Origin of the sequence: Vreelandella indica (genome assembly GCF_037070225.1) — a bacterium.
In the GTDB taxonomy this organism is placed as follows: domain Bacteria; phylum Pseudomonadota; class Gammaproteobacteria; order Pseudomonadales; family Halomonadaceae; genus Vreelandella; species Vreelandella arctica.
This window is the reverse complement of sequence record NZ_JBANSO010000006.1, coordinates 16,100-38,841: the sequence shown is the minus strand read 5'-3', so window position 1 is coordinate 38,841 and position 22,742 is coordinate 16,100. Positions and strand designations below refer to the sequence as shown.

22 protein-coding genes are annotated in these 22,742 nt (G+C 55.5%); 2 read left to right on the top strand and 20 right to left on the bottom strand.

Annotated features, from left to right (window positions below; all coding sequences use genetic code 11):
• Positions 1 to 141: 141 nt before the first annotated feature.
• Together V8L71_RS05490 and V8L71_RS05485 are read right to left on the bottom strand one after the other, a co-directional pair.
• Entirely contained in the window at positions 142 to 1,188 is a 1,047-nt protein-coding gene (locus tag V8L71_RS05490; RefSeq protein ID WP_008956524.1) for a TRAP transporter substrate-binding protein, read from the bottom strand.
• A gap of 202 nt (positions 1,189 to 1,390) precedes the next feature.
• On the bottom strand, positions 1,391 to 1,978 hold the full coding sequence (locus V8L71_RS05485) for a TIGR02444 family protein (RefSeq protein WP_101146892.1): 588 nt from the start codon (positions 1,976 to 1,978) through the stop codon (positions 1,391 to 1,393).
• A gap of 29 nt (positions 1,979 to 2,007) precedes the next feature.
• Here V8L71_RS05485 and V8L71_RS05480 point away from each other — a divergent pair, with 29 nt between their 5' ends.
• On the top strand, positions 2,008 to 3,984 hold the full coding sequence (locus tag V8L71_RS05480; protein WP_336273445.1) for an ATP-binding cassette domain-containing protein: 1,977 nt from the start codon (positions 2,008 to 2,010) through the stop codon (positions 3,982 to 3,984).
• Here V8L71_RS05480 and dtd read toward each other — a convergent pair.
• The 10 genes from dtd to V8L71_RS05430 form a co-directional block, all read right to left on the bottom strand.
• A complete protein-coding gene (gene dtd, locus V8L71_RS05475) occupies positions 3,981 to 4,418 on the bottom strand; it encodes a D-aminoacyl-tRNA deacylase (protein ID WP_101146894.1) in 438 nt (145 codons plus the stop codon). The genes V8L71_RS05480 and dtd overlap by 4 nt on opposite strands.
• A 65-nt stretch (positions 4,419 to 4,483) precedes the next feature.
• Positions 4,484 to 5,053: a chalcone isomerase family protein gene (locus V8L71_RS05470; protein ID WP_176303029.1), complete on the bottom strand. Its 570-nt coding sequence runs from the start codon at positions 5,051 to 5,053 to the stop codon at positions 4,484 to 4,486.
• 100 nt (positions 5,054 to 5,153) lie between these two features.
• Positions 5,154 to 5,999 carry a universal stress protein gene (locus V8L71_RS05465; RefSeq protein ID WP_336273444.1) on the bottom strand — a complete coding sequence of 282 codons (846 nt, stop codon included), beginning with the start codon at positions 5,997 to 5,999 and terminating at the stop codon, positions 5,154 to 5,156.
• Positions 6,000 to 6,114: 115 nt separating this feature from the next.
• Positions 6,115 to 6,945: a bifunctional hydroxymethylpyrimidine kinase/phosphomethylpyrimidine kinase gene (thiD, locus tag V8L71_RS05460; RefSeq protein ID WP_101146897.1), complete on the bottom strand. Its 831-nt coding sequence runs from the start codon at positions 6,943 to 6,945 to the stop codon at positions 6,115 to 6,117.
• Positions 6,946 to 7,086: 141 nt separating this feature from the next.
• Complete coding sequence (locus V8L71_RS05455; protein WP_336273443.1) at positions 7,087 to 8,199, bottom strand: TRAP transporter substrate-binding protein; 1,113 nt, start codon at positions 8,197 to 8,199, stop codon at positions 7,087 to 7,089.
• A 201-nt stretch (positions 8,200 to 8,400) separates the two neighbouring features.
• Positions 8,401 to 9,804 carry a TRAP transporter large permease gene (locus V8L71_RS05450; protein WP_336273442.1) on the bottom strand — a complete coding sequence of 468 codons (1,404 nt, stop codon included), beginning with the start codon at positions 9,802 to 9,804 and terminating at the stop codon, positions 8,401 to 8,403.
• Entirely contained in the window at positions 9,804 to 10,364 is a 561-nt protein-coding gene (locus tag V8L71_RS05445; RefSeq protein ID WP_336273441.1) for a TRAP transporter small permease subunit, read from the bottom strand. Before V8L71_RS05445 ends, V8L71_RS05450 begins: the two co-directional genes overlap by 1 nt.
• 102 nt (positions 10,365 to 10,466) lie before the next feature.
• Positions 10,467 to 11,300: an endonuclease/exonuclease/phosphatase family protein gene (locus tag V8L71_RS05440; protein WP_336273525.1), complete on the bottom strand. Its 834-nt coding sequence runs from the start codon at positions 11,298 to 11,300 to the stop codon at positions 10,467 to 10,469.
• A gap of 5 nt (positions 11,301 to 11,305) precedes the next feature.
• A complete protein-coding gene (locus V8L71_RS05435) occupies positions 11,306 to 11,938 on the bottom strand; it encodes a thiol:disulfide interchange protein DsbA/DsbL (protein WP_336273524.1) in 633 nt (210 codons plus the stop codon).
• Positions 11,939 to 12,078: 140 nt separating this feature from the next.
• Complete coding sequence (locus V8L71_RS05430) at positions 12,079 to 12,708, bottom strand: c-type cytochrome (RefSeq protein WP_101146900.1); 630 nt, start codon at positions 12,706 to 12,708, stop codon at positions 12,079 to 12,081.
• Between the two features lie 405 nt (positions 12,709 to 13,113).
• On the opposite strand from V8L71_RS05430, the gene yihA reads away from it, so the two are divergent.
• Positions 13,114 to 13,752, top strand: coding sequence for a ribosome biogenesis GTP-binding protein YihA/YsxC (gene yihA, locus V8L71_RS05425; protein WP_008956511.1), 639 nt, complete (start codon positions 13,114 to 13,116; stop codon positions 13,750 to 13,752).
• Here the strand turns inward: yihA and V8L71_RS05420 are convergent.
• The 8 genes from V8L71_RS05420 to V8L71_RS05385 all read right to left on the bottom strand — a co-directional run bounded on the left by V8L71_RS05420 (position 13,725) and on the right by V8L71_RS05385 (position 22,708).
• The gene (locus V8L71_RS05420) at positions 13,725 to 14,498 is read right to left on the bottom strand and encodes an HAD family hydrolase (protein WP_336273440.1); all 774 of its coding nucleotides are present in this window, start codon (positions 14,496 to 14,498) and stop codon (positions 13,725 to 13,727) included. The genes yihA and V8L71_RS05420 overlap by 28 nt on opposite strands.
• Before the next feature lie 15 nt (positions 14,499 to 14,513).
• On the bottom strand, positions 14,514 to 15,455 hold the full coding sequence (locus V8L71_RS05415; RefSeq protein WP_336273439.1) for a tyrosine recombinase XerC: 942 nt from the start codon (positions 15,453 to 15,455) through the stop codon (positions 14,514 to 14,516).
• Entirely contained in the window at positions 15,448 to 16,158 is a 711-nt protein-coding gene (locus V8L71_RS05410) for a DUF484 family protein (protein ID WP_008956508.1), read from the bottom strand. Before V8L71_RS05410 ends, V8L71_RS05415 begins: the two co-directional genes overlap by 8 nt.
• 16 nt (positions 16,159 to 16,174) lie before the next feature.
• Entirely contained in the window at positions 16,175 to 17,008 is an 834-nt protein-coding gene (dapF, locus tag V8L71_RS05405) for a diaminopimelate epimerase (protein WP_336273438.1), read from the bottom strand.
• Entirely contained in the window at positions 17,008 to 18,279 is a 1,272-nt protein-coding gene (gene lysA, locus V8L71_RS05400; protein WP_336273437.1) for a diaminopimelate decarboxylase, read from the bottom strand. Before lysA ends, dapF begins: the two co-directional genes overlap by 1 nt.
• A 32-nt stretch (positions 18,280 to 18,311) precedes the next feature.
• Entirely contained in the window at positions 18,312 to 18,443 is a 132-nt protein-coding gene (lptM, locus tag V8L71_RS05395) for an LPS translocon maturation chaperone LptM (RefSeq protein ID WP_336273436.1), read from the bottom strand.
• The gene (gene argH, locus V8L71_RS05390) at positions 18,440 to 19,843 is read right to left on the bottom strand and encodes an argininosuccinate lyase (RefSeq protein ID WP_336273435.1); all 1,404 of its coding nucleotides are present in this window, start codon (positions 19,841 to 19,843) and stop codon (positions 18,440 to 18,442) included. The genes lptM and argH overlap by 4 nt, the downstream gene beginning before the upstream one ends.
• Positions 19,844 to 19,924: 81 nt before the next feature.
• The gene (locus V8L71_RS05385; RefSeq protein WP_336273434.1) at positions 19,925 to 22,708 is read right to left on the bottom strand and encodes a bifunctional diguanylate cyclase/phosphodiesterase; all 2,784 of its coding nucleotides are present in this window, start codon (positions 22,706 to 22,708) and stop codon (positions 19,925 to 19,927) included.
• Between the last annotated feature and the right edge of the window lie 34 nt (positions 22,709 to 22,742).

The window sequence follows — 22,742 nt, the reverse complement described above, 5'->3', positions numbered from 1 at the left end:
ACGCTAGATATACGTAACCCAGCGTAATGATGCTAAATTCCAAACCGAAAACCCATAGCTTACCGCGGCAGCATAAAAAAGGGGCAGCCTTTGCTGCCCCTCGGGTAAATCATCCAACATGCAAATGCGGCTTAAGGATGATTACTCGTTGCTTACGGCTTCCAAATCGGCTTTGAACTGCTCAAGCAATTCTTCGCCTTTGTCGCCGGTCATTTCCAAGAAGGCTTCTTCAACCTGTGGAGCACGGTCACGGAAGGCTTGAATCTGCTCTTCATCCAGGCGCGTTACGGTCACTTCATCAGACGCTTCCTGAATCTTCGCTAACGACTCTTCAGCCAAGCCTTGGATATGCTCGATGGTGTGGTCATAAGCTGCTTGTGAAGCTTCATCAACCAGTGTTTGGTCTTCTTCAGACAGGCCTTCATAGAAGTCCTGGTTAGCCATCATCGCGGTGGTGAACCAGCCATGGCCAGTGAAGGTCAGGTGCGGAGACACCTCATACAAACCACCGGACTCGATCCAGAAAATCGGGTTCTCTTGACCATCGATGATGCCGGTCTGTAGGCCACCATAGACTTCACCCCACGGTAGCGGCGTAGGCGTCGCACCAAAGGCATCGTAAGTTTCTGATAGCAGCGGGTTGGTCATGGTACGGATTTTTTTATTATCCATATCTTCCGGCGAGCTGATCGGCTCGTCGGTCGTTATGACCATTTCACCTTCTGGATACATCTTCAGTAGCTCAAGGCCTTGCTCGGCATAAAGCTCTGGAAACATCTCGTTGATTGCTTCGCTTTCTTCGAAGAACGTTAGTACGGTCTCTTCGTCGGTCGGCAGCAGGTAAGGAATGAAGAAAATTTGCGCTTCAGGAATCAGCGCACCGGTAAAGCCGGGCGACTGGTTCACAAACTGCAGAATACCGTTCTGAGTCTGCTCCATAATATCGTCAGACTCACCCAGCTCACCAAAGCGGTAAACCTGAACCGTGTGATCGGAGTTCTCTTCGATATGCTCTTTAAAAGCATAGGCAAAGACATCCTGTACGTCGCCTTCGTACTCTTCATGAGCATAACGCCAGTTATCCGCTTGCGCGACAGCTGTCATGCCCATCAACAGTGCACCCACGCTTGCTGTTGTCACTAATTTGGTGGTTACAGAACGATTAAATACGGGTTTGCTTGCCTTCATACGGTGTTCCCCTTGCAGTGATAAGCGCGCTATTCAAGTGCGCAAAAACCTAGGTCAGTTTTGCTTTTCTAAACACGACACTGTCATTTACGACACTGTTATTCGCTAATTGGTGTTCACTAACAAACACTGAAGTACTGTTCTTAAAGGTGTGCTAGCGAGCGAATAACGCTAGGTATTTCAAAATCAGCTTAAATTCAGGCTAGCGCGCTCCTTGATGAGGGTCAAGCTGGCAAGTAAGCATTTGTAGCGCCTCACACAGTGCCGACGTGGTATTTAAGCTACTCTCCGAGTGGGTGTTAGCTTTACTAAAAAGCAGCTGATTTCGCAGCCATTTAGCCGAATCTTGCGGAATTTCGACGATATTCATTACACGCTGCTCATCAGCATGCACTTCTAAAACCCATTCTTGCCAACGTTGAAGGTTCTCACGCTCGGCCATTAGTTCCGCCTGCTTAATGGTTTCGCGCAGCGCTGCCACAGAGTCACTAGACGCTGCCGAGGCTTTTAAATCGCGACGTAAACCACGCAAAACTGCCGTGACACTGCTCTGCCATTGGCGACGCTGCTCGCGCTGGCGAGCGACCGCGCGGGGGATCGCTTCTAAATCGCACGAGTAGAGCCAGCAATGAAATAGTAGCTCACAAACATCCAGCTCACCCTCCTCTTGCAGCGTCAGGCAAGCAGTCTCAACACCCGGCTTGGCGTAAAGCGACAGCGCAAATTCCCATAACGGTGCCTGCTGTAGGCGCTGCAATCGGGTAGAATCAAGCGCAATAGAATTTTGCATCGTATGACCCACTTTTTTCGGGAGAAAGCATGATCGCACTGCGCCAAGTCGCCCTGCAACGCGGCACGCAAACGCTACTCGACAATGCAGACGTTACCCTTAATAACGGGGTGAAGGCCGGTATTATCGGGGCAAACGGCGCCGGCAAATCGAGCCTGTTCAAACTGCTGCTGGGCGAGATTGCTCCTGACCAGGGCGATGTCGAGATGAGCGGCGGCCAGCGCATCGCGCATATGGCCCAGGAAGTTGACGCCCTTGATCGCCCCATTATTGAGTATGTACTTGATGGCGATGTAGCGCTACGCCAGGCAGAAGCCGACTTGCTGGCCGCTCGGGAGGCCGGAGAAGCCCATCGTGAAGCCGAACTGCACGGCTTGATTGAAACCCTGGATGGCTACCGCGCGGAATCGCGCGCAGCACAGCTACTGGTGGGGCTAGGCTTCCTTCAGACCGATCTCACCCGCCCACTCTCGGCGTTTTCCGGCGGCTGGCGGATGCGGGTCAACCTCGCCCGTACGCTGTTTATGCCTTCTGACCTTCTGCTGCTGGATGAGCCCACCAACCACCTGGATCTGGACGCCCTGCTGTGGCTGGAGCAGTGGCTGACCCGCTACCCTGGCACGCTGCTGCTGATTTCCCACGACCGCGACTTTTTGGATGCCGTATGTGATCACATCGTGCACATGCATCACCAAACGCTGGAGCTTTACCGCGGCAATTACTCCCAGTTTGAGCGCACCCGCGCCGAAAAGCTCGCCTTGCAGCAAGCCGAAGCCGCTAAGCAGCAGGCCCGCCGTGAGGAGATCGAGCGCTTTATCGCCCGCTTTAAAGCCCAGGCGACCAAGGCAAAGCAGGCGCAAAGCCGGGTCAAGATGCTGGAGCGGATGGAAGATATCGCTGTGGCCCATGTGGATTCTCCCTTCCACTTCACCTTGCCTGCTGCCGATAAAACATCGCGCCCGCTACTGGTGCTTGATCAGGCGCAGCTAGGTTATCGCGGTAAAAAGGGCGACGGAAGCGACGACAATATCCAGTTGGACAAGGTCAACGTTACCCTGCTGCCCGGCAGCCGCATTGGCCTGTTAGGCCCCAACGGGGCGGGTAAATCGACGCTAATTAAGTCGCTCACCGGCGAACTTGAGCTACTTAACGGCAAGCGCGTGCCTGGCGAGCATTTGGCGATTGGCTATTTTGCTCAGCATCAGCTTGAGAGCCTGGACGTTTCATCGACGCCTTTTGTGCATGTCCAACGCCTCTCGCCCACCGCCAGCGATCAGGATATCCGTAACTTCCTGGGCGGTTTTGGGTTTAAGGGCGACGACGCCTTCGGCAAAGTCGCCAACTACTCAGGTGGTGAGAAAGCCCGCTTGGCGCTGGCGCTCGTTGCTTGGCAAAAACCTAACCTACTGCTGCTTGATGAGCCGACCAACCACCTGGATCTAGAAATGCGCGAAGCGCTGACCCAGGCGCTGGCAAGCTTTGAAGGCACGGTGATTCTGGTGTCTCACGACCGTCACTTGCTACGCGCCACGGTCGATGAGTTTTGGCGGGTAGCGGATCACCGCGTTGAACCTTTCGATGGCGATTTAGAAGATTACCGCGTTTGGCTCAAAGCGCGCCTGGAAGAGAGCCGTCGGGATTCCCGCGGCGAAAAAGCCGAGCGCCAGAACCAGCAACCCAGTGGCGACAGCCGTGAAGCGCGCAAGGCATCGCGTAAAGCAGCAGCCGAGCTGCGTGAGAAGCTACGCCCACTGAAAAAACAGCGCGATCAAGCGGAAAAAGCGATGGAAAAGACCCAGCAGGAACTTGATCAGGTAGAACAAGTGCTGGCAGACCCCGAGCTCTACACCGACAGCGCCCGCAAACCCGAGCTGACCAAGACGCTTAGTCAACAAGCTGAAATCAAAGCACGACTGAATGAAGCAGAACAGCAATGGCTTAGCGCCGAAGAGGCGCTGGAAGCAATGGAAGCCGAGCTGCTCGCCAGCGAAGAGACGGCTAGCTAGCTTTCGAGTAAAAACGTTACCGGGCCATCGTTGATTAGCGCCACCTGCATATCGGCGCCAAACTCACCGGTAGCGACATGTGGCCAGGCAGTGCGCGCCTGGGCAACCAGCAAATCAAACAGCGCTTCACCCTGGGCGGGGGGAGCGGCGCTGGAGAAGCTGGGCCGTAGCCCTTTGCGGGTATCCGCCGCCAGCGTGAACTGAGAAACAAGCAGCAAGCCTCCACTCACCTGCTGCAGGTTGTGATTCATTTTGCCTTCGGCGTCGCTGAATACCCGGTAGTGCAGCATTTTATGCAACAGCTTCTCTACCGCCGCCGCATCATCGTGCTTCTCAACGCCTATCAGCGCAAGTAGTCCGTGATCGATACTACCGACAATTTCCCCTTCCACTTCTACGCTGGCGCGCTTTACGCGCTGAATGAGTGCCTTCACAACGCCTCTCCCCGGCAAAGAAACGGCTATTGTAACCGCCGCTCATTCGCTTTTCCTTCACCGAGTCAGTTTCGCCCTAGTAGCGCGTCGCGGAAGTCGTCGTCCAGTGGGCGCTCACCGAGCCAAATACTAAACATCGCGCTGGCAAACTCGGCACTCTCCTCTTCAAACAGCACCTCACCATTGAGCGCAAGGCGCAGCTGCTCGCCGTTCCAGCTAAGCAGGTAGCGGTCACCGGGAACGACATTGCGATAGCGTTGATTTAGGCGCCCAAGTGGTTCTTCGATCTGAGTGAATTCATACAGCGTAAGAGTGTCTTGCAGCGTTTTTTCAGTCGCTTCGGCAAAGTCGCTGGCTTCAATGGCATGAAAGTAGGCAAGCTCCAAGCGCCGCGGAATATTGCCTAACGGCTGAGGCTGGGTTTCACCCTCAAGCTGATAATATGCCCCCGCGTAGGCCGTCCAGATCATGTAACGGAATACGCCACTGCCAATCAACGTATAGCGTTGGCCTTCCTCTACTACACTGCGCTCAAACGACTCGCCGTTTTCTGACACGTTACTGGCCATCACCCAAGGAGCCAGCATTAACCCCACTAACATCAGCGTAGTTTGGGCGGGAATGGGCGTGAACATAAAACCTCCTCATGGACGCATTGCTATACATAGCAATACACTCAATAAAGGTTTTGCACAATATCCAGCCTATCCAAAAGCAATATACATGATGAGTCGCCTACCAAGCGCGGCAGAGCATCAAATCGCAGTGCGGCTCACACAGCAGCATCTCGGTGAGCTGGCTAGTGTGGTGGGGTTGCCCACGGCTGCCGATCATGACGAGATCGGGTGAATGACGTTTCATATAGGCCTGAAGCACATCACAGCGTGCGCCCTGCTCTAGCACTAGCTCACCGTCTGGCACCCCCTCTAGCTCGCGCATTAGGCTATCGACCTCATTGGTCAGCTGTTCGCGCAAGCGCTGCACTTCATGCTCACGCCAATGGGCATAGTACGCTTGCGAACCCAACTCACGCTCGCCGGGAAGCGACCAAGCGTGCAGCAGCGTCAGCGAGGCATCAGGGAAGCGAATCAGCGCCTCTCTCAAGGTATGCCGCGCGGTGAGCGAAAAGTCGATAGGCACCAAAATATGCTGCCAGGGCTGGGTGGGTTGATAAGAGGCCACCACCACCGGGCAAGGAGCGCTGCGCAGCACACGCATCAATGTTGTACCCATCAACAGGTCTTTTTGCCCGCGCTTGCGATGCATGCCCAGCACAATCAGCTCGGCGTTGCGCTCATGGGCTTCACGTACAATCTCAACGTGGGGCGAACCTGTCACGGTTTGGATCAGCGTTTTCGGCGCCTCCAAAGCGTAGTCTTCACGCAGATCGGTCAACGTGGTGGTAATGTCCTCTACTACCGCGCTCTCTACATCAAGCAAGACACGCCGCGGTAAGTAAGGGTCCAACACGTGCAGCACGTCGAGCTGAACCCCGTAAGCGTAGGCTAAACGCAGCGCACGGGCACAGGCGGCGCGATTATCAGCAGAAAGATCGGTGGCAAACAGAAGTGTACGAGGCATGGCGAAACGCTCCTCAGCTGAGCAACTCAGCCTTATAAGCCGTTAAGCAGACACTCCTCAGCATGGTGTGCAATACCCATTCACGCAAGCTACCTATTACGCTGATGGCAGCGCCTCACCACCAGGCGTGAAAATGGTGCACCGGTCCGCGCCCTTTACCCACATTTAAGCGCACACTCGCTTCCAGCGCTGCATGTAGCCAACGCTTGGCATCGCCGATCGCCGCCACCGGGGCATCAGGGCCTGACTGCTCTGGCAGTTTCGCCAGACAGGCGGCAATCGCCGAGGAGAGCGCGCAGCCGGTGCCGTGCAAATTGTTGGTGTCGATTCGCGAGGCGGGCAACCATTCATGGCCGTTGGGGGTTGCCAGCAGATCAGGGCAGGTCGCTCCGCGCAAATGGCCGCCTTTTAGTACCACATAGGGCGCCCCCAGCTGGGTCAGTCCCGGCAACATCGCCTCCATGTCATCCAAGCTGGTAGGCGATGGCGAATCAAGTAGAACCGCGGCTTCCGGCAAGTTGGGGGTAATAACATCGGCAAGCGGCACCAAGATGTCACGCACGGCACGAATACCGGCATCATCGACCAGTATGTCACCGCTCTTGGCGACCATCACAGGGTCGAGCACGATCCAGCGCGGTCGGCGCTGGCGCAGCACGTCGGCGATTACCTCAGCCACCTCACGGCTGGCCACCATGCCAATTTTGACCGCGTCCAGCGCCACATCATCCAGCAGGTGCTCAAGCTGCTCGCGAATGGCCTGGGGAGAGACCGGATACACCGAGGCGACGCCACAGGTATTCTGAGCAATCACCGCGGTGATCACGTTAGTGCCATACACGCCGAGAGCCGAAAAAGTCTTCAAATCGCCCTGTAAACCAGCTCCGCCGGACGGGTCGGAACCAGCGATGGTGAGCACATTGCGCAGACGGGAATGGGTAGACATGAGGCTCCTTTACGACAAAATCGTCACTGTCTGCCTAGGATACCCAAGCTATGCGTTTTGTGCTGCTTAAAACCTACGCTCCAGACACACAACAGCCGCCCGAAGGCGGCTGTTGTGCTTGTGTGCGTTAAGCACGGCAGTCTATTGCGCGGTGTCGCCTTCCGGGTTACGGGCGTTGTAGTACGCCTGCTCGGAGATAGCGTGGTAATCCTCAACCTTTTCCTGGAACGCTTGATAAGAGTCATAGATACGCGTGGCTAATTCGCTCGATTCCGCCAGCTCGCCAACAACATCAGCCGAATGCTCGCGGGCTTGAGCAAGCACGTCGTCAGGAATACGGCGCAGCTCAACCTCGTGCTCGTTCACTAGGGTTTCCAGCGCATCGTTGTTACGTGCGGTGTACTCATCCAGTACGCTTTGGTTGATATCGCTAATAGCGGTACGCAGGATCGCCTGCAAATCCGCTGGCAGCTCAGCGAAAGCGTCTTCGTTAACGATCGCCTCGAACATGACCGTCGGCTCGTGCCAACCTGGGTAGTAGTAATAGTCAGCAGCCTGATGCAGGCCAAACGCCAAGTCGTTATAGGGGCCAATCCACTCGGTAGCGTCAATCGCGCCCGACTGCAGCGAGGTAAAGATCTCGCCGCCCGGCATATTCACAATCGCTACACCCATGCGGCTCATCACTTCGCCACCCAGGCCGGGCATGCGCATTTTCAGGCCGTCTAGGTCATCAACCGAGTTGATCTCTTTGTTGTACCAGCCGCCCATCTGTACACCTGAAGCACCGGCGACCATGACGTCAACGCCAAAATCGTCGTAAAGCTCGTTCCACAACTCCATACCGCCGCCATAGCTTAACCAGGCGTTCATCTCCTGAGCGTTCATGCCAAACGGCACGGCAGCAAAGAACTGAGCGGCGGGGGCTTTGCCCTTCCAGTAGTAGGAAGCGGAATGGCCAAGTTCAGCAGTGCCGTCGGAAACGGCGTCAAACACTTCAAACCCCGGCACCAGCTGACCAGCACCGAAGACTTCGATAGTCAGGCGGCCATCCGACATTTCATCCACCAGCTCAGATAGGCGCTCTGGGCCTTGGCCAACACCTGGGAAATTCTTCGGCCAGGAGGTGACCATTTTCCAACGGAACTCGTCCTCTTGCGCCTGGGCGTGGTTATCGAAGCTAGAGACCACCAGCAAACTGGCGGAGAGAGCGGTCGTCATGGCGATGGCGACTGGGAGTGTTTTGGCTTTCATACAATAACCCTCTTACTTTCTATTATTACTATTATGAGTAGGGAATACCCCGCCTAGCGTAGAACGCTAGGCGGTTTGCTACAGACCATTATTTGCTATAGGACACTAATGGCTCGTTGCTGCTTTATAGTTAGGTTGCCACATATATTCGTTGATAGCTGCGTTGACCACAGTGATACTTTTCAACTTACCTCTTGTTGACTAGAACTGCGAGGGAAGCCAAGTTGCCAACTGCGGGAAGAAGCTAAGCATGAGCAGCATACCCAACTGCATCAGAATAAACGGGATAACGCCACGGTAAATAGCCGACGTCGACACAGACGGCGGCGCGACACCGCGCAAGTAAAACAGCGCGAAACCAAACGGCGGCGTTAAGAACGATGTCTGCAGATTGATGGCAATCATGATGCCCAGCCAAATCGGGTCAAGCCCCATGGCAAGCAGAATTGGCCCGACAATCGGCACCACCACAAAGGTGATTTCGATAAAGTCGAGAATAAAGCCGAGCAGGAATATAACCAGCATGACGATAATCGTTGCGCCCACCACGCCGCCAGGCATGCCCTCGAACAGCTCGGTAACCATGTGCTCGCCGCCGTAGGCACGGAAGACCAGCGAAAACAGCGCCGCACCGATCAAGATCAGAAACACCATGGTGGTAACGTGAGTGGTCGAGCGCAGCACGTCTTTCAGGGTCGCCCAGTCGAGCTGACGGTAAGCCAGTGCAAGCACCAGAGCGCCAAAGGCCCCTACCGCGGAGGCTTCAGTCGGTGTGGCAAAGCCGCTTAGGATCGACCCCAGCACCGCCACAATCAGCACAACGGGTGGCACTAAGCCTTTGAGCAGCAGCATGCCAATCCCTGAGGTATGGCCAAGCTCGGCCATTAACTCTTCACGGTCGGCAGCGGGTGCCATGTGCGGTCGCAACCATGCCACCAGCGCCACATAAATCATATATATCACGACTAGCAGCAACCCAGGCACCAACGCGCCCATAAACAGATCGCCCACAGAGACCGTTTTAGGGCTGAAAATCCCCATATCCAGCTGTGCTTGCTGGTACGCCGATGACAACACATCACCCAGCAGCACCAGGGCGATAGAAGGCGGAATGATTTGTCCCAACGTGCCGGTGGCACAGATAGTGCCGGTCGCAAGCGATGTGCTGTAGCCACGCTTTAGCATGGTGGGTAGCGACATCAGCCCCATGGTGACCACTGTGGCCCCCACAATGCCGGTAGAGGCAGCCATCAACATGCCCACCAGCGTCACCGAAATACCCAACCCACCGCGCATGGCACCAAACAGCAGGGCCATGGCATCCAGCAACGTTTCCGCCACTTTGGATTTTTCCAGTAAGACGCCCATCAATACAAAGAGCGGCACCGCCAACAGCGTTTGGTTGGTCATAATGCCGTATAGCCGGTTAGGCAAGGCGGCGAGATAGCCACTATCAAAGTTAGCGTCGATACCAATGGCTTCCAGGCCCAGCCCCATACCGGCAAATAGCAGCGCCGTACCCGCTAGCGAAAGCGCTACCGGAAAGCCGAACATCAATACTATGCAGATGACGGCAAATAAAATAATCGGCATGAATTCCAGCATCAAACACGCTCCTCAAGATGGTTGCCACCGGCAGCTGCCGGCGTTATCCGTCCGGCCATTACATAACTATTACGCACAATCTCAACCACGCCTTGCACGATCATCAGCACGGCAAACAGTGGAATTAAGGTTTTCAGTGCATAAACAGCCGGAATGCCGCCGTAGTCGGAGGAGGTTTCCAGAATGCGCCAGGAGTTGGCCACGTAGCCCAGGCTGGAAGCGATGATAAAGATCATCACTGGAATCAATAGCGTAATAATGCCCACGACATTGATTAACGCTTGGCGGCGCGGGGTCATGCCTCGATAGAAGATATCCACCCGCACGTGGCCGTCGTGGCGAAACGTATAGGCGGCAGCGAGCATAAAGACGCTAGCGTGCATATACATCACTAGCTCTTGCATAAAGATGCTGTTCACGCTGAAGGCATAACGAAGCAGTACAATCGCGAACTGAATCAACATCATAATGATGATCAGCCACGCAAGGGTACGGCCGAACCACTCTGAAGCGCGGTCCAGCGCACCAATAAAGGCAGGTAGTTGTGTTGTGTCCGACATGGAAGTGTCTCGCGTAAAACGACTAAGGGGAGTCAGCGCCCCAGACAATAGCGCATATACGCGGACAATGCAGCGTCCACAATCAGCAAGAGACGTGAATTCTTAAACGCTTGAACGAATAGCCGCTAAGCAAGCCTCTGGCAAAGGAAGATTTACGGCTATCGGCAGGTGATCAGAGAACAGATGATCCAGCACGCGCACTTCCGCGGCCTCTAGTGATTGCGACAACAGAATATGATCCAGCGCATGGCGCGGTTGCCAGGAAGGATAGCTAAAAAGGGGTTTAACCGGGTGCAGGGGCAGCGACAAACTAAAGCGCTCGTGAGCGTGTAGTTGGTCAGGCGTACAGTTGAGATCGCCCATCACCACTACATGGCGCAGCGGCTGAATAATATCGCTTAAATAGTTGAGTTGGCGCACACGACCGCGGTGGCTAAGCGCCAAGTGAGCAACAAAAATATGCAGGGCATCCGGGCCTTCACCAAAGCGGGCATGAATAGCGCCTCGGCCAGGCATTGCGCCCGGTAAGCGGTGCTCAACGACCTGACTAGGTACCAAGCGCGACAGTAACCCATTGCTGTGCTGGGCAATACGCCCCAGGTTGCGGTTTAACTGCTGAACATGGTGCGGAAATCCCGCTTTGGTAGCGAGATACTCCACTTGGTTAACGCGGCTGGAGCGAAAGCTGCCGCCATCAACTTCTTGTAGCCCAACTATGTCGAACTTACTCAGCACTTCGCCCATCATGTCCAGCCGCTGCTGGCGACGCGGATGCGGTAATAAGTGCTGCCAGCTGCGCGTGAGATAGTGATGATACGCTGACGTCTGGATACCCACCTGCAGGTTAAACGTTAACAGCCGCAGATGGCCCTCTTCCAACTGCACCGGTCGATGGCTACTGGGTACTGCCTCATCACGCTCTCTCGCTTCACGCAACACGGTTATTCTGCGCGCTCTGCACGCACCTGCTCGACCAGCGCATCAGCGATTTTCGGCATATTTTCCAGGCTACCGGCTGAACTCGGCGAAACAACGTAGCGACCGTCAATCACCAGCGCGGGCACACCCATCAACTTCATCTCACGCATACGGTTGTTGGCTTCATTGACATCGCTACGCACACTAAAGTCAGTCAGCGCTTTTTTGGCCTCTTCTTCGCTGACACCATAGTTAGCGAAGAAAGCGGCAATCTCATCGGACTCAGTGAGCGACTGATTTTCCTGATGGATAGCATTAAAGAAATCGGCGTGTAGCTCGTCTTCGATGCCCAGCGACTCAGCCGCGTAGAAAGCAGTAGCGTGGGTATTCCAGTCGCCGCCCATGGTAGCTGGCATATGTTCTACGCTAACGTCGTCTTCCAGCGTCTCGTACCACTCATTAACCGGTGTTTGTAGCCGGTAACAGTGCGGGCACCCAAACCAGAACACTTCAGTAACTGCAATTTGCCCGTCCTCAGCGTGGGTTTCTACCGGGGACTCAAGCACTTCATAGTGCTGGCCTTCAACCACATCCTGAGCACTCACTAGCGCAGAAAAACCTAGACCGGCCATCGTAACCATTAGCGTTTTAAACATTGTCGTTTTAAACATCGTATAAATCTCTCCATGGGTAAGCGAGGACTAAGACCGTGGTTATATTAGCGGGTTCCCTCATTTCAAGCACATAGACAAATGAGGGAACCAAACGGCACAAGGAGGTATAAAATTTTGCAGCCTTAATTCAGTCCTAATACGTAATTCGCCACTGCTTCCATATCCCTGTCACTCATTTTGGAAGCAATATCGCCCATAATATTATTGGGGTCATTGGTGCGATCGCCGGACGCAAATGCCTGCAGCGTAGAAACCGTATATTGAGCATGCTGCCCGGAAAGGCCAGGATACACGGCACTGCCGATACCTACCCCGGTCGGCGTGTGACAGGCTGAACAGGCGGGGATACCCTTAGCCATATCGCCAGCACGGTAAATCTCTTCGCCGCGCGCCAATAATTCAGCGTCTTCGTCGTTGGTTTGGCCCAAGTTAGCGTCTTGTTCCGCAAAGTAGGCCGCAGCATCCCAGGCGTCTTGGTCAGAGTAGTCATCCACGATGCCCGCCATTTGAGGCACCACACGATCACCGTCGCGGATATCCATAATCTGCTTGGCCAGGTAAGACATTTGCTGCCCAGCCAGGTTAGGAAACGCGCCTGAAGGGCTAATACCCTGCTGCCCATGACAGGCGGCGCAGACTTGGGACATTTCTTGACCAGCAGATGCGTCCGCATCGGCTTGATAGTCCGTTTGAGCGTGGGCAGCGCCAACGGCGCCCATGGTAATTGCCAGGCTTGCCAGTAACTTTCTCATTGCTCTTCCACTATGCCGTTTTATGTTTGACTGGTACGCACCCTGGGCGCTTCCCAGGCTCCACAAATTACCAGGGTTAGCTCCGCCAAAACGAACAACGTGTCGCGTTGGTCGCTGCCGGCTAGAGGGCGATGGTACACTAGCGCCCCAGGTCGCAGATATAAACCGCTTGCATTATAACGAATCACCCCAGCGGCGGGAATGCAAGTCCTGGTCTGCTTTAGGGGTAATTCGTCGCAGTCCTGCTCTCATTTCTCTATTATGCGTCGCTACCAAGCGTTCTACTTTACGCGCTGAAGAAGCCATAATGGGTTGATAGTGCGTTGATGATAGCGCATTGATGAGCACATTGATGATAGTGCGTTGAGTAGGCCGCTTTTATGTTCGTTTTTCAGGATTAAGTCCATGACTACCCCCCACGATAGCCCAGTCCCTCGGCTGAACTACCCGACGGCAAGTTTTATTATCAGCGCGCCTACCTTGGCTTTGTGCCCAGATGATACCGGCGCTGAAGTAGCTTTTGCCGGGCGCTCTAACGCGGGCAAATCAAGTGCTATCAACGCCTTAACACAACAAAATGCGTTGGCGCGCACGTCGCGTACACCGGGGCGCACTCAGTTGATTAACTTCTTCAGTGTCATGAACGATGAATCGCTGCGCTTGGTCGACCTGCCCGGCTACGGCTACGCCAAGGTTCCAGAATCGGTCAAGCTAGAGTGGCAAAAGCACTTAGCAGAATACCTACGCAATCGCTTTAGTCTACGCGGCTTAGTACTGCTAATGGACGTTCGCCACCCGCTCACTGAGTTCGATCAGATGATGCTCAATTATGCCGACCAGCGCGAAATGCCAGTGCATATTCTGCTGACGAAAGCGGACAAGCTTAAAAAAGGGCCCGCCAGCGCTTCGTTGCAGAAAGTTCGTTCGCGCTTGAAGGAGTGGGAAGACTTGGTCTCTGTACAGCTCTTCTCTTCGCTCAAGCGTGACGGCGTCGATACACTATCTCAGAAACTCAATCAGTGGCTATACACACCGCCTGAATGAGGCGTTTCTAAGCTCGCCTTTTCTAACATCTCAAGCACGCGGGGCAGCTCTTTAATATGAGCAATACGGTGTACCCGCGGGGGAAGTGGTTGATCTTCCAGCGCGGAAATCCACACGGCATGCATACCCAGCTGCTGGGCGGGTAATACATCTTCCTGCCATGAATCGCCTACGTGCATGGCGTGTTCGGGGGCCACGTTCAAGCGCGCAAGCGCCGTCAGAAACGGCGTGGGATCAGGTTTAGGCGCTAACAACTCGCCAGCTGCGATGGCCACTGGAAAATAGGCGGCCAATGGCTGGCGCGCCAAATGAATATTGCCATTCGTGATGGCTGCTAGCTGATAACGCTCGGTTAACACCGCCAGTAAACCGGCCGCCTCTGGGTGTGGCGTGACTTGCACGCGCAGGCGATGGAACTCATTCATCGCCGCTGCCGCCCACAACAAAGCGGCACTGCGGGTCAGGCCTTCCGCTTCTAACTGCGCTTCCAGGGCGCGCATACGCAGCCAAGTAAAGTCACCGCGCCGTTCGGGCACCTCTTTGGCTAACTGTTGACGACGCTGAAGGTAATCCTCCCGGCCGCCTTCTTGGGTCAATGTTAGGGCTGGTTCCTGGCGTGCCGCTCGCCAAGCCTCAAGCGCCTCCAATAGCCAGCGGTAGTGCCCCTCTTCGGTACGCGCCATCACGCCATGGTTGTCCCACAGCGTGTCGTCTAAATCGAAGGTAATGGCCTTCAATTTTGTCATGGTTTGCTCCTGGGGCTATTGGTTTCTGTTTTCGCCGTTTCTGGGACTGGGGCTTCTTTTAGCCCGGGGATGCGCCGCATCGTAGCTGGTTGCAAGATGCTGCCAGTCAAGCCGGGTATAGATTTGCGTGGTCGACAGGTTAGCGTGGCCCAACAGTTCCTGCACCGCGCGCAGATCCTGGCTCGACTCAAGCAGGTGGCTAGCAAAGGAGTGGCGCAAACGGTGCGGGTGCAAGTGCTCCGGCAAGCCGCGGGCAATCGACAGCTGCGCTAAGCGTTTTTGAATGGCCCGATGGCCTAGACGCGTGCCACGCTGCCCCACAAACAGCGCCAATTCATCCACCGATGCGAGCGCGGAGCGACAGCCCAGCCACTCCACCAGCGCTTGCTGGGCGCGCCGCCCTACCGGCACTTGACGTGGTTTACCGCCTTTGCCGATCACCCTTACCCGGCTGTTTTGCAAATCGCCAAGCTCAAGGGCCGCAAGCTCTGCCAGACGCAGGCCGCTGGAGTAAAACAGCTCAAGGATAGCCTGGTCCCGCACGCCTAGCGGCGAGCCGTCGTGAGGGGTATCGAGAAAGCGCGCCAGGGCGTCAACATCCACTGGACGAGGCAAATGGCTCGGCTGTTTGGGCGTACGCAACAACCCCACCGGGTTATCGGCCAGCACTCCCTGTTTCACCAAATAATCAGCAAATTTGGAAAGCGCCGCCCGTCGCCGGGCAAGGCTTCTTGGCGCTAAGCCCCGGCTGCGCTCCGACCCTAAAAACGCCCGCAGCAGCGCGGTATCTAACGCCGCGGGGTCCGTCACCTCGCGGCGCTCGGTAAAGGCACACAGCGCGGCCAGATCATGCCGATAGGCCTCCACCGTTGCTGGGCTTGCATGGGACGCCAGCGCGGCTAGAAAGCCGTCAATGTGCTTGGCAACCGACACTTCACCCAAGGGAGCCTCAACCATGATCACCCAGGCGCACCAGTAGCCGTGCCACGATATCGCCCAAGTACTCGGTGAAGAGTGTGTCCATGCTGGCTCGATAGGCATCCGGGCTGGGGCTTGCCAGCAATAGATACCCGAGCGGGTCGCCTGCGGATAGGCGAGAAATCGCACAGGAGCCCGCTTTACGCGGCGCTTTAACGTGAGGCAGCAGGCACTTCCAATCGCTAACGCTAAGCTTAACGCAGCGGCTGGTGCGGCCATCCAACAGCGCTGCCAGCCGAGCGCTGGCGTGTTGATCCAACACATGGCGCGGAGGCTGAGGCGGTGTTGGCTCACTGTCGCTTAATGTGGCCGGGCACCATAGCGCCATGGCCGGCGTTTCAAAGCGCTCGCTGAGCTGGGTAGCCAACGCTTGCGCCAGCGCATCGCGGTCTTGCGCTTCCACCAGCGCAATCAGCGTTTCGCGCAACCGACGGTATTGGGACTCGTTATGGCGAGCGGTTTCCAGCAAGTGCTCCAAGCGGCCTTCTGCGTTTTCAGCGCGCTTGCGTAGATCAAAGACCAAGCGTTCCAGCAGCGATACCGCCCCGTCGATATGCGGGTGGGGCACCTGCAATTGCTGCAGAAGCCCTTCGCGACCGACGAAAAAATCGGGATGACGCGCCAGCCAGAACGCCACTTGATCAGGATCGAGCGTTTTGCGGGGTTCGGGGGCTTGTGACATCGCCGTTCTCCTCGAATTAATTAATGGCTACGCGGCCATCGAAGACGCGTGTAGCCGGTCCCACCATCGTTAGCGCCCCTTCAGGATCAGGCCACTCAATGCTGAGTTCTCCACCGGGCAAATGAACCTTCACGGGACTTTTCAGCAGCCCCTGACGGATACCGCTGGCCACGGCGGCGCAAGCACCGGTACCGCAAGCCAGCGTTTCGCCACTGCCGCGCTCATACACGCGCAGACGGATTTCGCTGGGCGAGACGACCTGCATAAAGCCCACGTTAACACGCTTGGGAAAACGAGGATGCGCCTCCACCAACGGCCCCAGGCGCTCGACCGGCGCAGTGTCCACATTGTCGACCTGAATCACCGCATGAGGATTACCCATGGAAACCACACCGATCTGTAGTGTTTCATCGCCCACTTCTAAGCGGTGCAGTGGTTGGTCCCCTGGAGCATCGAACGGCAGCGCCAAAGGACTAAACCGCGGGCGGCCCATATCCACACGCACCATGCCGTCGTGCTGCACGGTCAGCACCAAGGGTCCGCCTGCAGTTTCCACATGGATTTCATGCTTATGAGTCAGCCGCTGATCACGCACAAAACGGGCAAAACAGCGCGCCCCGTTGCCACAGTTTTCCACTTCACTGCCATCGGCGTTGTAAATGCGGTAGCGAAAATCCATCTCGGGATCGCGGGGTGGCTCCACGACCAACAGCTGGTCAAAGCCAATGCCAAAACGTCGGTCAGCCAGCGCGCGGATCTGGGCTTCGTCTAGCCGGGCGCGCTGAGTGACCAGATCCACCATGACAAAATCATTGCCTAGACCATGCATTTTGGTGAAGTGTAAAAGCATCAGCGCTCCCCTTCGGGCAGCAGCGCCTCACCCGCCCACAGGCTGGCGACAGTTTCCCGTGCACGTACCACGTGGCAGTTGTCGCCATCGACCATTAACTCGGCGGCGCGAGGGCGGCTGTTATAGTTCGACGCCATGACAAAGCCGTAAGCCCCCGCCGAACGCACCGCCAGCAGGTCGCCTTCGGCAATTGCCAGCTCGCGCTCTTTGCCCAGAAAATCACCGGTTTCGCACACGGGGCCGACTACGTCGTAAAGGTCACTTTCCCGCGTTTGGCGAGTATCCACCGGGACAATCGCCTGCCACGCCTGATACAGCGCCGGGCGAATCAAATCGTTCATGGCTGCATCAACGATGGCGAAGTTCTTGGTCTCACCGGGCTTGAGAAACTCTACCCGAGTGAGCATGACGCCAGCATTAGCGGCGATGGAACGGCCGGGCTCAAACAACAGTGTCAGCGCTTCGCCACCTTCCCAGCGCGATAACCGTGCCAACAGCTGGCTCGCGTAATCGAACGGCTGGGGCGGTTTTTCATCGCGGTAAGGCACACCCAAACCGCCGCCTAAATCGAGATGTTCTATTTCGATGCCGCGTTCACGCAGGCGCTCCATGAGTATCAACAAGCGATCAAGGGCATCCAGAAAGGGTGCCGTTTCAGTAAGCTGAGAACCAATGTGACAATCGAGCCCCTTCACCTTCAAATTAGGCAGGCTCGCGGCTAGTTCGTAAACATCCAGCGCTTCATCTACCGGAATGCCGAACTTGTTGTCTTTCAAACCGGTAGAGATATACGGGTGGGTGCCCGCGTCCACATCCGGGTTCACTCGTAGCGAGACCGGCGCGATTTTTCCCAGCTCACCGGCAACGCGGTTCAAGCGCTCAAGCTCCGGGCGCGATTCAACGTTAAAGCACTTAATGCCCACTTCCAGCGCTCGGGCCATTTCGTGAGCTTGCTTGGCCACGCCAGAAAATACCACCTTGGCCGGGTCACCACCGGCTTTAAGCACGCGTTCAAGTTCGCCGATAGAGACAATATCAAACCCCGCGCCGAGCTTGGCCAAAAGGCCCAGTACTGCCAGGTTGGAATTCGCCTTCACCGCATAACAAATCAGGTGCGGGTGGCCACCCAGCGCTTCAGTGTAAGCGCGAAAGTGACGTTCAAACGTCGCTTTTGAGTAGACGTAGCAGGGCGTGCCGTGCTCGTCGGCAATCCGTGATAGCGGCACATCTTCGGCATACAGCACGCCATCGCGGTAATTAAAATGATCCATAATGCTCTCCCCTTCTCCTGGCCTGCAACGCTCTATTCAGCAGCCTGACTAGACTGCTCATCAGCAGGTGCATCGTCCGGCAAATAAAGCGGCCCTTTTTGCCCACAGCCTGCCAGCCCGGTTAACAGCAGTGTGGTAAGGGTCAAGATTGCCAACGTTTTCATGCGCCCGCCTTGAGTGCGCTGAGTGCCTCACGCGCTCGCTGGGCAGCAGCCCGCACTTGGTTTGGCGCGGTGCCGCCAATGTGGTTGCGGGCAGCTACCGAACCTTCCAGGGTAAGTACCTCGAACACATCCTGCTCGATGGTAGCGGAGAACTGCTTAAGCTCATCAAGGCTCATTTCAGACAGATCTTTTTCGGTTTTTAGGCCATAGGCTACTGACTGACCAACGATTTCATGAGCGTCGCGGAAGGCCACGCCTTTGCGCACCAGATAGTCAGCCAAATCAGTCGCGGTGGAGAAGCCGCGCCGCGCCGCTTCATACATGCTGGCTTTTTTGGGTTCAATCGCGGGCACCATGTCGGCGAAGGCTTTTAAGCAGTCGCGCACGGTATCCACCGCATCGAACAGCGGCTCTTTATCTTCCTGGTTGTCTTTGTTGTAAGCCAACGGCTGCGATTTCATCAGCGTGAGTAGCGACATCAGGTGACCATATACCCGGCCGGTTTTGCCGCGCACCAGCTCGGGCACGTCAGGGTTCTTCTTCTGCGGCATGATCGAAGAGCCGGTGCAGAAACGGTCAGGTAGATCGATAAAGTCGAACTGGGCGCTGGTCCACAGCACCAACTCCTCACTCATGCGCGACAGATGCATCAGTAGAATGCTGGCAAAGCTGGTAAATTCAATCGCAAAGTCGCGGTCTGAAACGGCATCCAGAGAGTTCTCTGAGGGTCGATCAAAGCCTAGTAGCTCTGCGGTCACGTGGCGGTCAATTGGATAAGTAGTGCCAGCCAATGCGGCCGCGCCCAGCGGCATCACATTGACGCGCTTGCGACAGTCCAGCAGGCGTTCATGGTCACGCGCCAGCATCTCTTGCCAGGCTAAAATATGGTGCCCAAAGGTAACCGGCTGGGCGGTTTGCAAGTGGGTAAAGCCGGGCATGATAGTCTCGGCTTCACGATCAGCCAACTCGATCATGCCTTCGCGCAGGCGCTTCAATTCCACTTCGATCACATCGATCTCGTCGCGCATAAACAGGCGAATATCGGTGGCGACCTGGTCGTTACGCGAACGACCGGTGTGGAGTTTTTTGCCGGTAATACCGATCTTTTCTGTCAGCCGCGCCTCGATATTCATGTGCACATCTTCTAACGGCACCGACCAGTTAAACTCGCCGCGCTCAATTTCGGCCTGAATCTCGTTAAGGCCGTTAATGATGGCGTCGCGTTCGTCATCGGTGAGTACGCCTACACGGGCTAACATGGTGGCGTGGGCGATAGAGCCCTGAATATCCTGGCGCGCCAGGCGCTGGTCGAAAGTCACAGACGCGGTGAAACGTGCGACAAAGGCATCGGTGGGCTCGCTAAAGCGACCGCCCCAAGACTGATTCGTTGCTTGGCTCATCGAAGGTATATCCTGCTGACAAAACGTAAAAGTCGTTACGGAAAGTGGGAGTCGTTGCGGAAAGTGTACCAGAGTCGCCGGTCAGCGAGCAGCAAACACAGGGGGTGATGCCAAAAATGCGCAGAGGGCATCTAAGGGCATAGGACGAGCGAAGTAGTAGCCTTGAAAGTAGTGGCAGTGGTGCTGTTCAAGGTAGGCAAACTGCTCCAGCGTCTCTACCCCTTCCACTAGTACTCCTAACCCCATTTTTCCCGCCATGGCGACAATACCATCGATAATGGCCGCATCGTTGCGATCGGTAATCACATCGCGCACAAACGAACGGTCAATTTTAATTTTATTAATCGGCAGGCGCTTAAGGTAGCTCAAGCTAGAGAAGCCGGTGCCAAAATCGTCTAAGGCAATATGAACGCCCAACGCAGACAAATCCGCTAATGCCTGGATTGCTTGTTCGGCGCTGTCCATTAAAACCCCCTCGGTAATCTCAAGCTCTAGCAGGACTGGCGCTAAGCTACTCTGGGTCAGCACCTGTTCAATAGAGGCCAGAAAACCGGGGCGTTGAAACTGCATCGGGGAGATATTGACCGCCATGATGATCGGGCCAACACCCATGGCATTAAGCTGCTGGGCATCCCGGCAAGCGGTCGCTAGCACCCAATCGCTGATAGGTATGATCTGCCCGGTATCTTCTGCCAAGCTGATGAAATCAGACGGCGGAACATTACCGCGCTCTGGATGTTGCCAGCGGATTAATGCTTCTACGCCTACCACACGGCCACTCGGGGCATGGACTTGTGGCTGGTAATAAAGCGTAAACTGTTGTTGCTCAATGGCTTGCTGAAGCGCGCTGCGTAAACTAACCCGCTCACTCACCTTGCGATTTAAGTCTTCGGTATACCAGTGGTAGGTGTTGCGTCCACGTCGCTTGGCCTTGTACATGGCCAAATCTGCTTGTTGGATAAGTTGGCGAGGGTTTTTCATATTGCCATCGTTGATAGCAATGCCGATGCTGGCGGTAATACGCAGCTCGCTGCCGCGGTACCAATAGGGCGGCGAAAGCCTCTGCAGCACGCGTTCAACCACCTGTATCACGTCTTTTTCATGGGCTAAGTCGGGCAGTAAAACAACAAACTCGTCGCTGCCAAAGCGCGCCACGGTGTCCCAAGGGCGTAGTTCATCTTCAAGACGCTTGGCAACCTCGACTAAGATAAAGTCGCCCACCTCATGGCCGAGCGTATCGTTAATGGGTTTAAAATCATCCAGATCGATAAACAGAACGGCAATAAAGCGCTGATAGCGACGTGCTAACACGCACCCCTCTTCCAAGCGCTGACCAAGCATTACCCGATTAGGCAGCCCGGTAAGCGCATCGTGATTGGCGTTATAGGTAAGCTGGGCCTGATATTCGCGCTGTTCAGATACATCGTTTTGAACACCCAGATAGTGAGTCACGTCACCTGTTCCGTCGCGCACTGGCGAAATATACAAGTCGTTCCAAAAAACCGAACCATCACGCCGATAGTTACGGATCACTACGTGCACTTCGTGCTGCTCAGTAACACCCTCCCGCAACAACTTGATGGTAGCGGGGTCGGTATCTTCGCCCTGCAAGAACCGGCAATTACGCCCCAGCGCTTCACTGCGCGAATAGCCGGTTATGCGTTCAAAGGCGGCATTGACGTAGACCATGGGGAGATCACTGCTTTGAGCATCGACAATAATCACCCCATTGGTGCTTGATTCCACACTACGCTCTAGCAGCTTCAGCTGATGCTCACTCGCTTTGCGCTCGCTAATGTCGCGAAAATAGACGGTAAGCCCTTCAGCTGAAGGATAAACATGCACTTCCAGCCATAACTCTAACCGCGGATTGAAAGCTTCAAAATGTACCGCCGTTTGTTGGCTAGCCGCACGTTGATATTCGTCGTCAAAGTAGCTGCCTTTTGCATCAGGAAAGCTCTGCCAAATATGCTGGCCCAGCAGTTCGCCTTCGCGGCGCTTCAAAATACGCTCCGCCTGACTATTAACGTAGGTAAAGCACCAATCCGTATCTAAAGTGAAGAAACCATCGGTGATACTGTCAAGCGTAATGGTGAGTCGTTGCGCAAGCTGGGTTAGATTTTCACGCAGCTGTTTTTGCTCAGTAATATCTTGCGTCGAGCCCTCCACCTGACTGATTTCCCCACGCTCATCGCGCACGGCCTTACCAATAACACGCACCCAGATATGCTTACCTTGGTAAGTGATCACCTCTAGCTCTTCGTCAAAACTTACCCCCTGTTGGCAGCAGGCGGTAAAGACCTCCTGGATACGCGGCTGGGAGGAGGGCGCATAAAACCCAATTGCCTGTTCAACGGTCGGCTGGAAGCCGGGAGCCACACCATGGAGGCGGCAAATTTCATCCGACCAGTTAGGCATCCCTATGACCATGTCCACGTACCAGCCGCCTATCAGCGCCGTTTCACCGACTATTTTAAATAGTCGCTGGTTGCTCAGTAACTGTGCTTCTGCCAACTTACGCTGCGTGATGACCCGGGCAATAATATAAATAACATCACCACCGGCAGTCGGGGTAATTTCAATCCAATGGACCTCCCCAGACACCGAGATGGCGCGGACTTCAAAGGGAACAACAATTTCCCTGCGCTGCATACGCACCAGCGCCGCTTCAATCACCGGATAATCCTGCGGATCTACCACCACTCCGCAGCGACGCCCGACTAACGCACCGGCTGAATATCCTAACAGCGACTCAAAGGCAGGATTAACCTCAAGCAACGTGCCCTGAAAGTCGATACAGCAGAACAGATCCTGCGAGAGCAGAAAGAACTGATCCAACTGACCTTTAGTAAGCACTGAGGACATACGATTTCCTAGGCAATGAAAAGACACGTTGCGA

Excerpts from the sequence above, each read along its gene's own strand:
- V8L71_RS05435 (WP_336273524.1), bottom strand. The coding sequence starts at position 11,938 with ATGTTTAAAACGCTAATGGTTACGATGGCCGGTCTAGGTTTTTCTGCG.
- V8L71_RS05470 (WP_176303029.1), bottom strand. The coding sequence starts at position 5,053 with ATGTTCACGCCCATTCCCGCCCAAACTACGCTGATGTTAGTGGGGTTA.
- yihA (WP_008956511.1), top strand. The coding sequence starts at position 13,114 with ATGACTACCCCCCACGATAGCCCAGTCCCTCGGCTGAACTACCCGACG.
- V8L71_RS05410 (WP_008956508.1), bottom strand. The coding sequence starts at position 16,158 with ATGTCACAAGCCCCCGAACCCCGCAAAACGCTCGATCCTGATCAAGTG.
- V8L71_RS05445 (WP_336273441.1), bottom strand. The coding sequence starts at position 10,364 with ATGTCGGACACAACACAACTACCTGCCTTTATTGGTGCGCTGGACCGC.
- lptM (WP_336273436.1), bottom strand. The coding sequence starts at position 18,443 with ATGAAAACGTTGGCAATCTTGACCCTTACCACACTGCTGTTAACCGGG.
- V8L71_RS05455 (WP_336273443.1), bottom strand. The coding sequence starts at position 8,199 with ATGAAAGCCAAAACACTCCCAGTCGCCATCGCCATGACGACCGCTCTC.
- V8L71_RS05385 (WP_336273434.1), bottom strand. The coding sequence starts at position 22,708 with ATGTCCTCAGTGCTTACTAAAGGTCAGTTGGATCAGTTCTTTCTGCTC.
- thiD (WP_101146897.1), bottom strand. The coding sequence starts at position 6,945 with ATGTCTACCCATTCCCGTCTGCGCAATGTGCTCACCATCGCTGGTTCC.
- V8L71_RS05420 (WP_336273440.1), bottom strand. The coding sequence starts at position 14,498 with ATGACAAAATTGAAGGCCATTACCTTCGATTTAGACGACACGCTGTGG.
- argH (WP_336273435.1), bottom strand. The coding sequence starts at position 19,843 with ATGAGCCAAGCAACGAATCAGTCTTGGGGCGGTCGCTTTAGCGAGCCC.
- V8L71_RS05485 (WP_101146892.1), bottom strand. The coding sequence starts at position 1,978 with ATGCAAAATTCTATTGCGCTTGATTCTACCCGATTGCAGCGCCTACAG.
- lysA (WP_336273437.1), bottom strand. The coding sequence starts at position 18,279 with ATGGATCATTTTAATTACCGCGATGGCGTGCTGTATGCCGAAGATGTG.
- V8L71_RS05465 (WP_336273444.1), bottom strand. The coding sequence starts at position 5,999 with ATGCCTCGTACACTTCTGTTTGCCACCGATCTTTCTGCTGATAATCGC.
- V8L71_RS05490 (WP_008956524.1), bottom strand. The coding sequence starts at position 1,188 with ATGAAGGCAAGCAAACCCGTATTTAATCGTTCTGTAACCACCAAATTA.
- V8L71_RS05480 (WP_336273445.1), top strand. The coding sequence starts at position 2,008 with ATGATCGCACTGCGCCAAGTCGCCCTGCAACGCGGCACGCAAACGCTA.
- V8L71_RS05450 (WP_336273442.1), bottom strand. The coding sequence starts at position 9,804 with ATGCTGGAATTCATGCCGATTATTTTATTTGCCGTCATCTGCATAGTA.
- V8L71_RS05415 (WP_336273439.1), bottom strand. The coding sequence starts at position 15,455 with ATGGTTGAGGCTCCCTTGGGTGAAGTGTCGGTTGCCAAGCACATTGAC.
- dapF (WP_336273438.1), bottom strand. The coding sequence starts at position 17,008 with ATGCTTTTACACTTCACCAAAATGCATGGTCTAGGCAATGATTTTGTC.
- V8L71_RS05430 (WP_101146900.1), bottom strand. The coding sequence starts at position 12,708 with ATGAGAAAGTTACTGGCAAGCCTGGCAATTACCATGGGCGCCGTTGGC.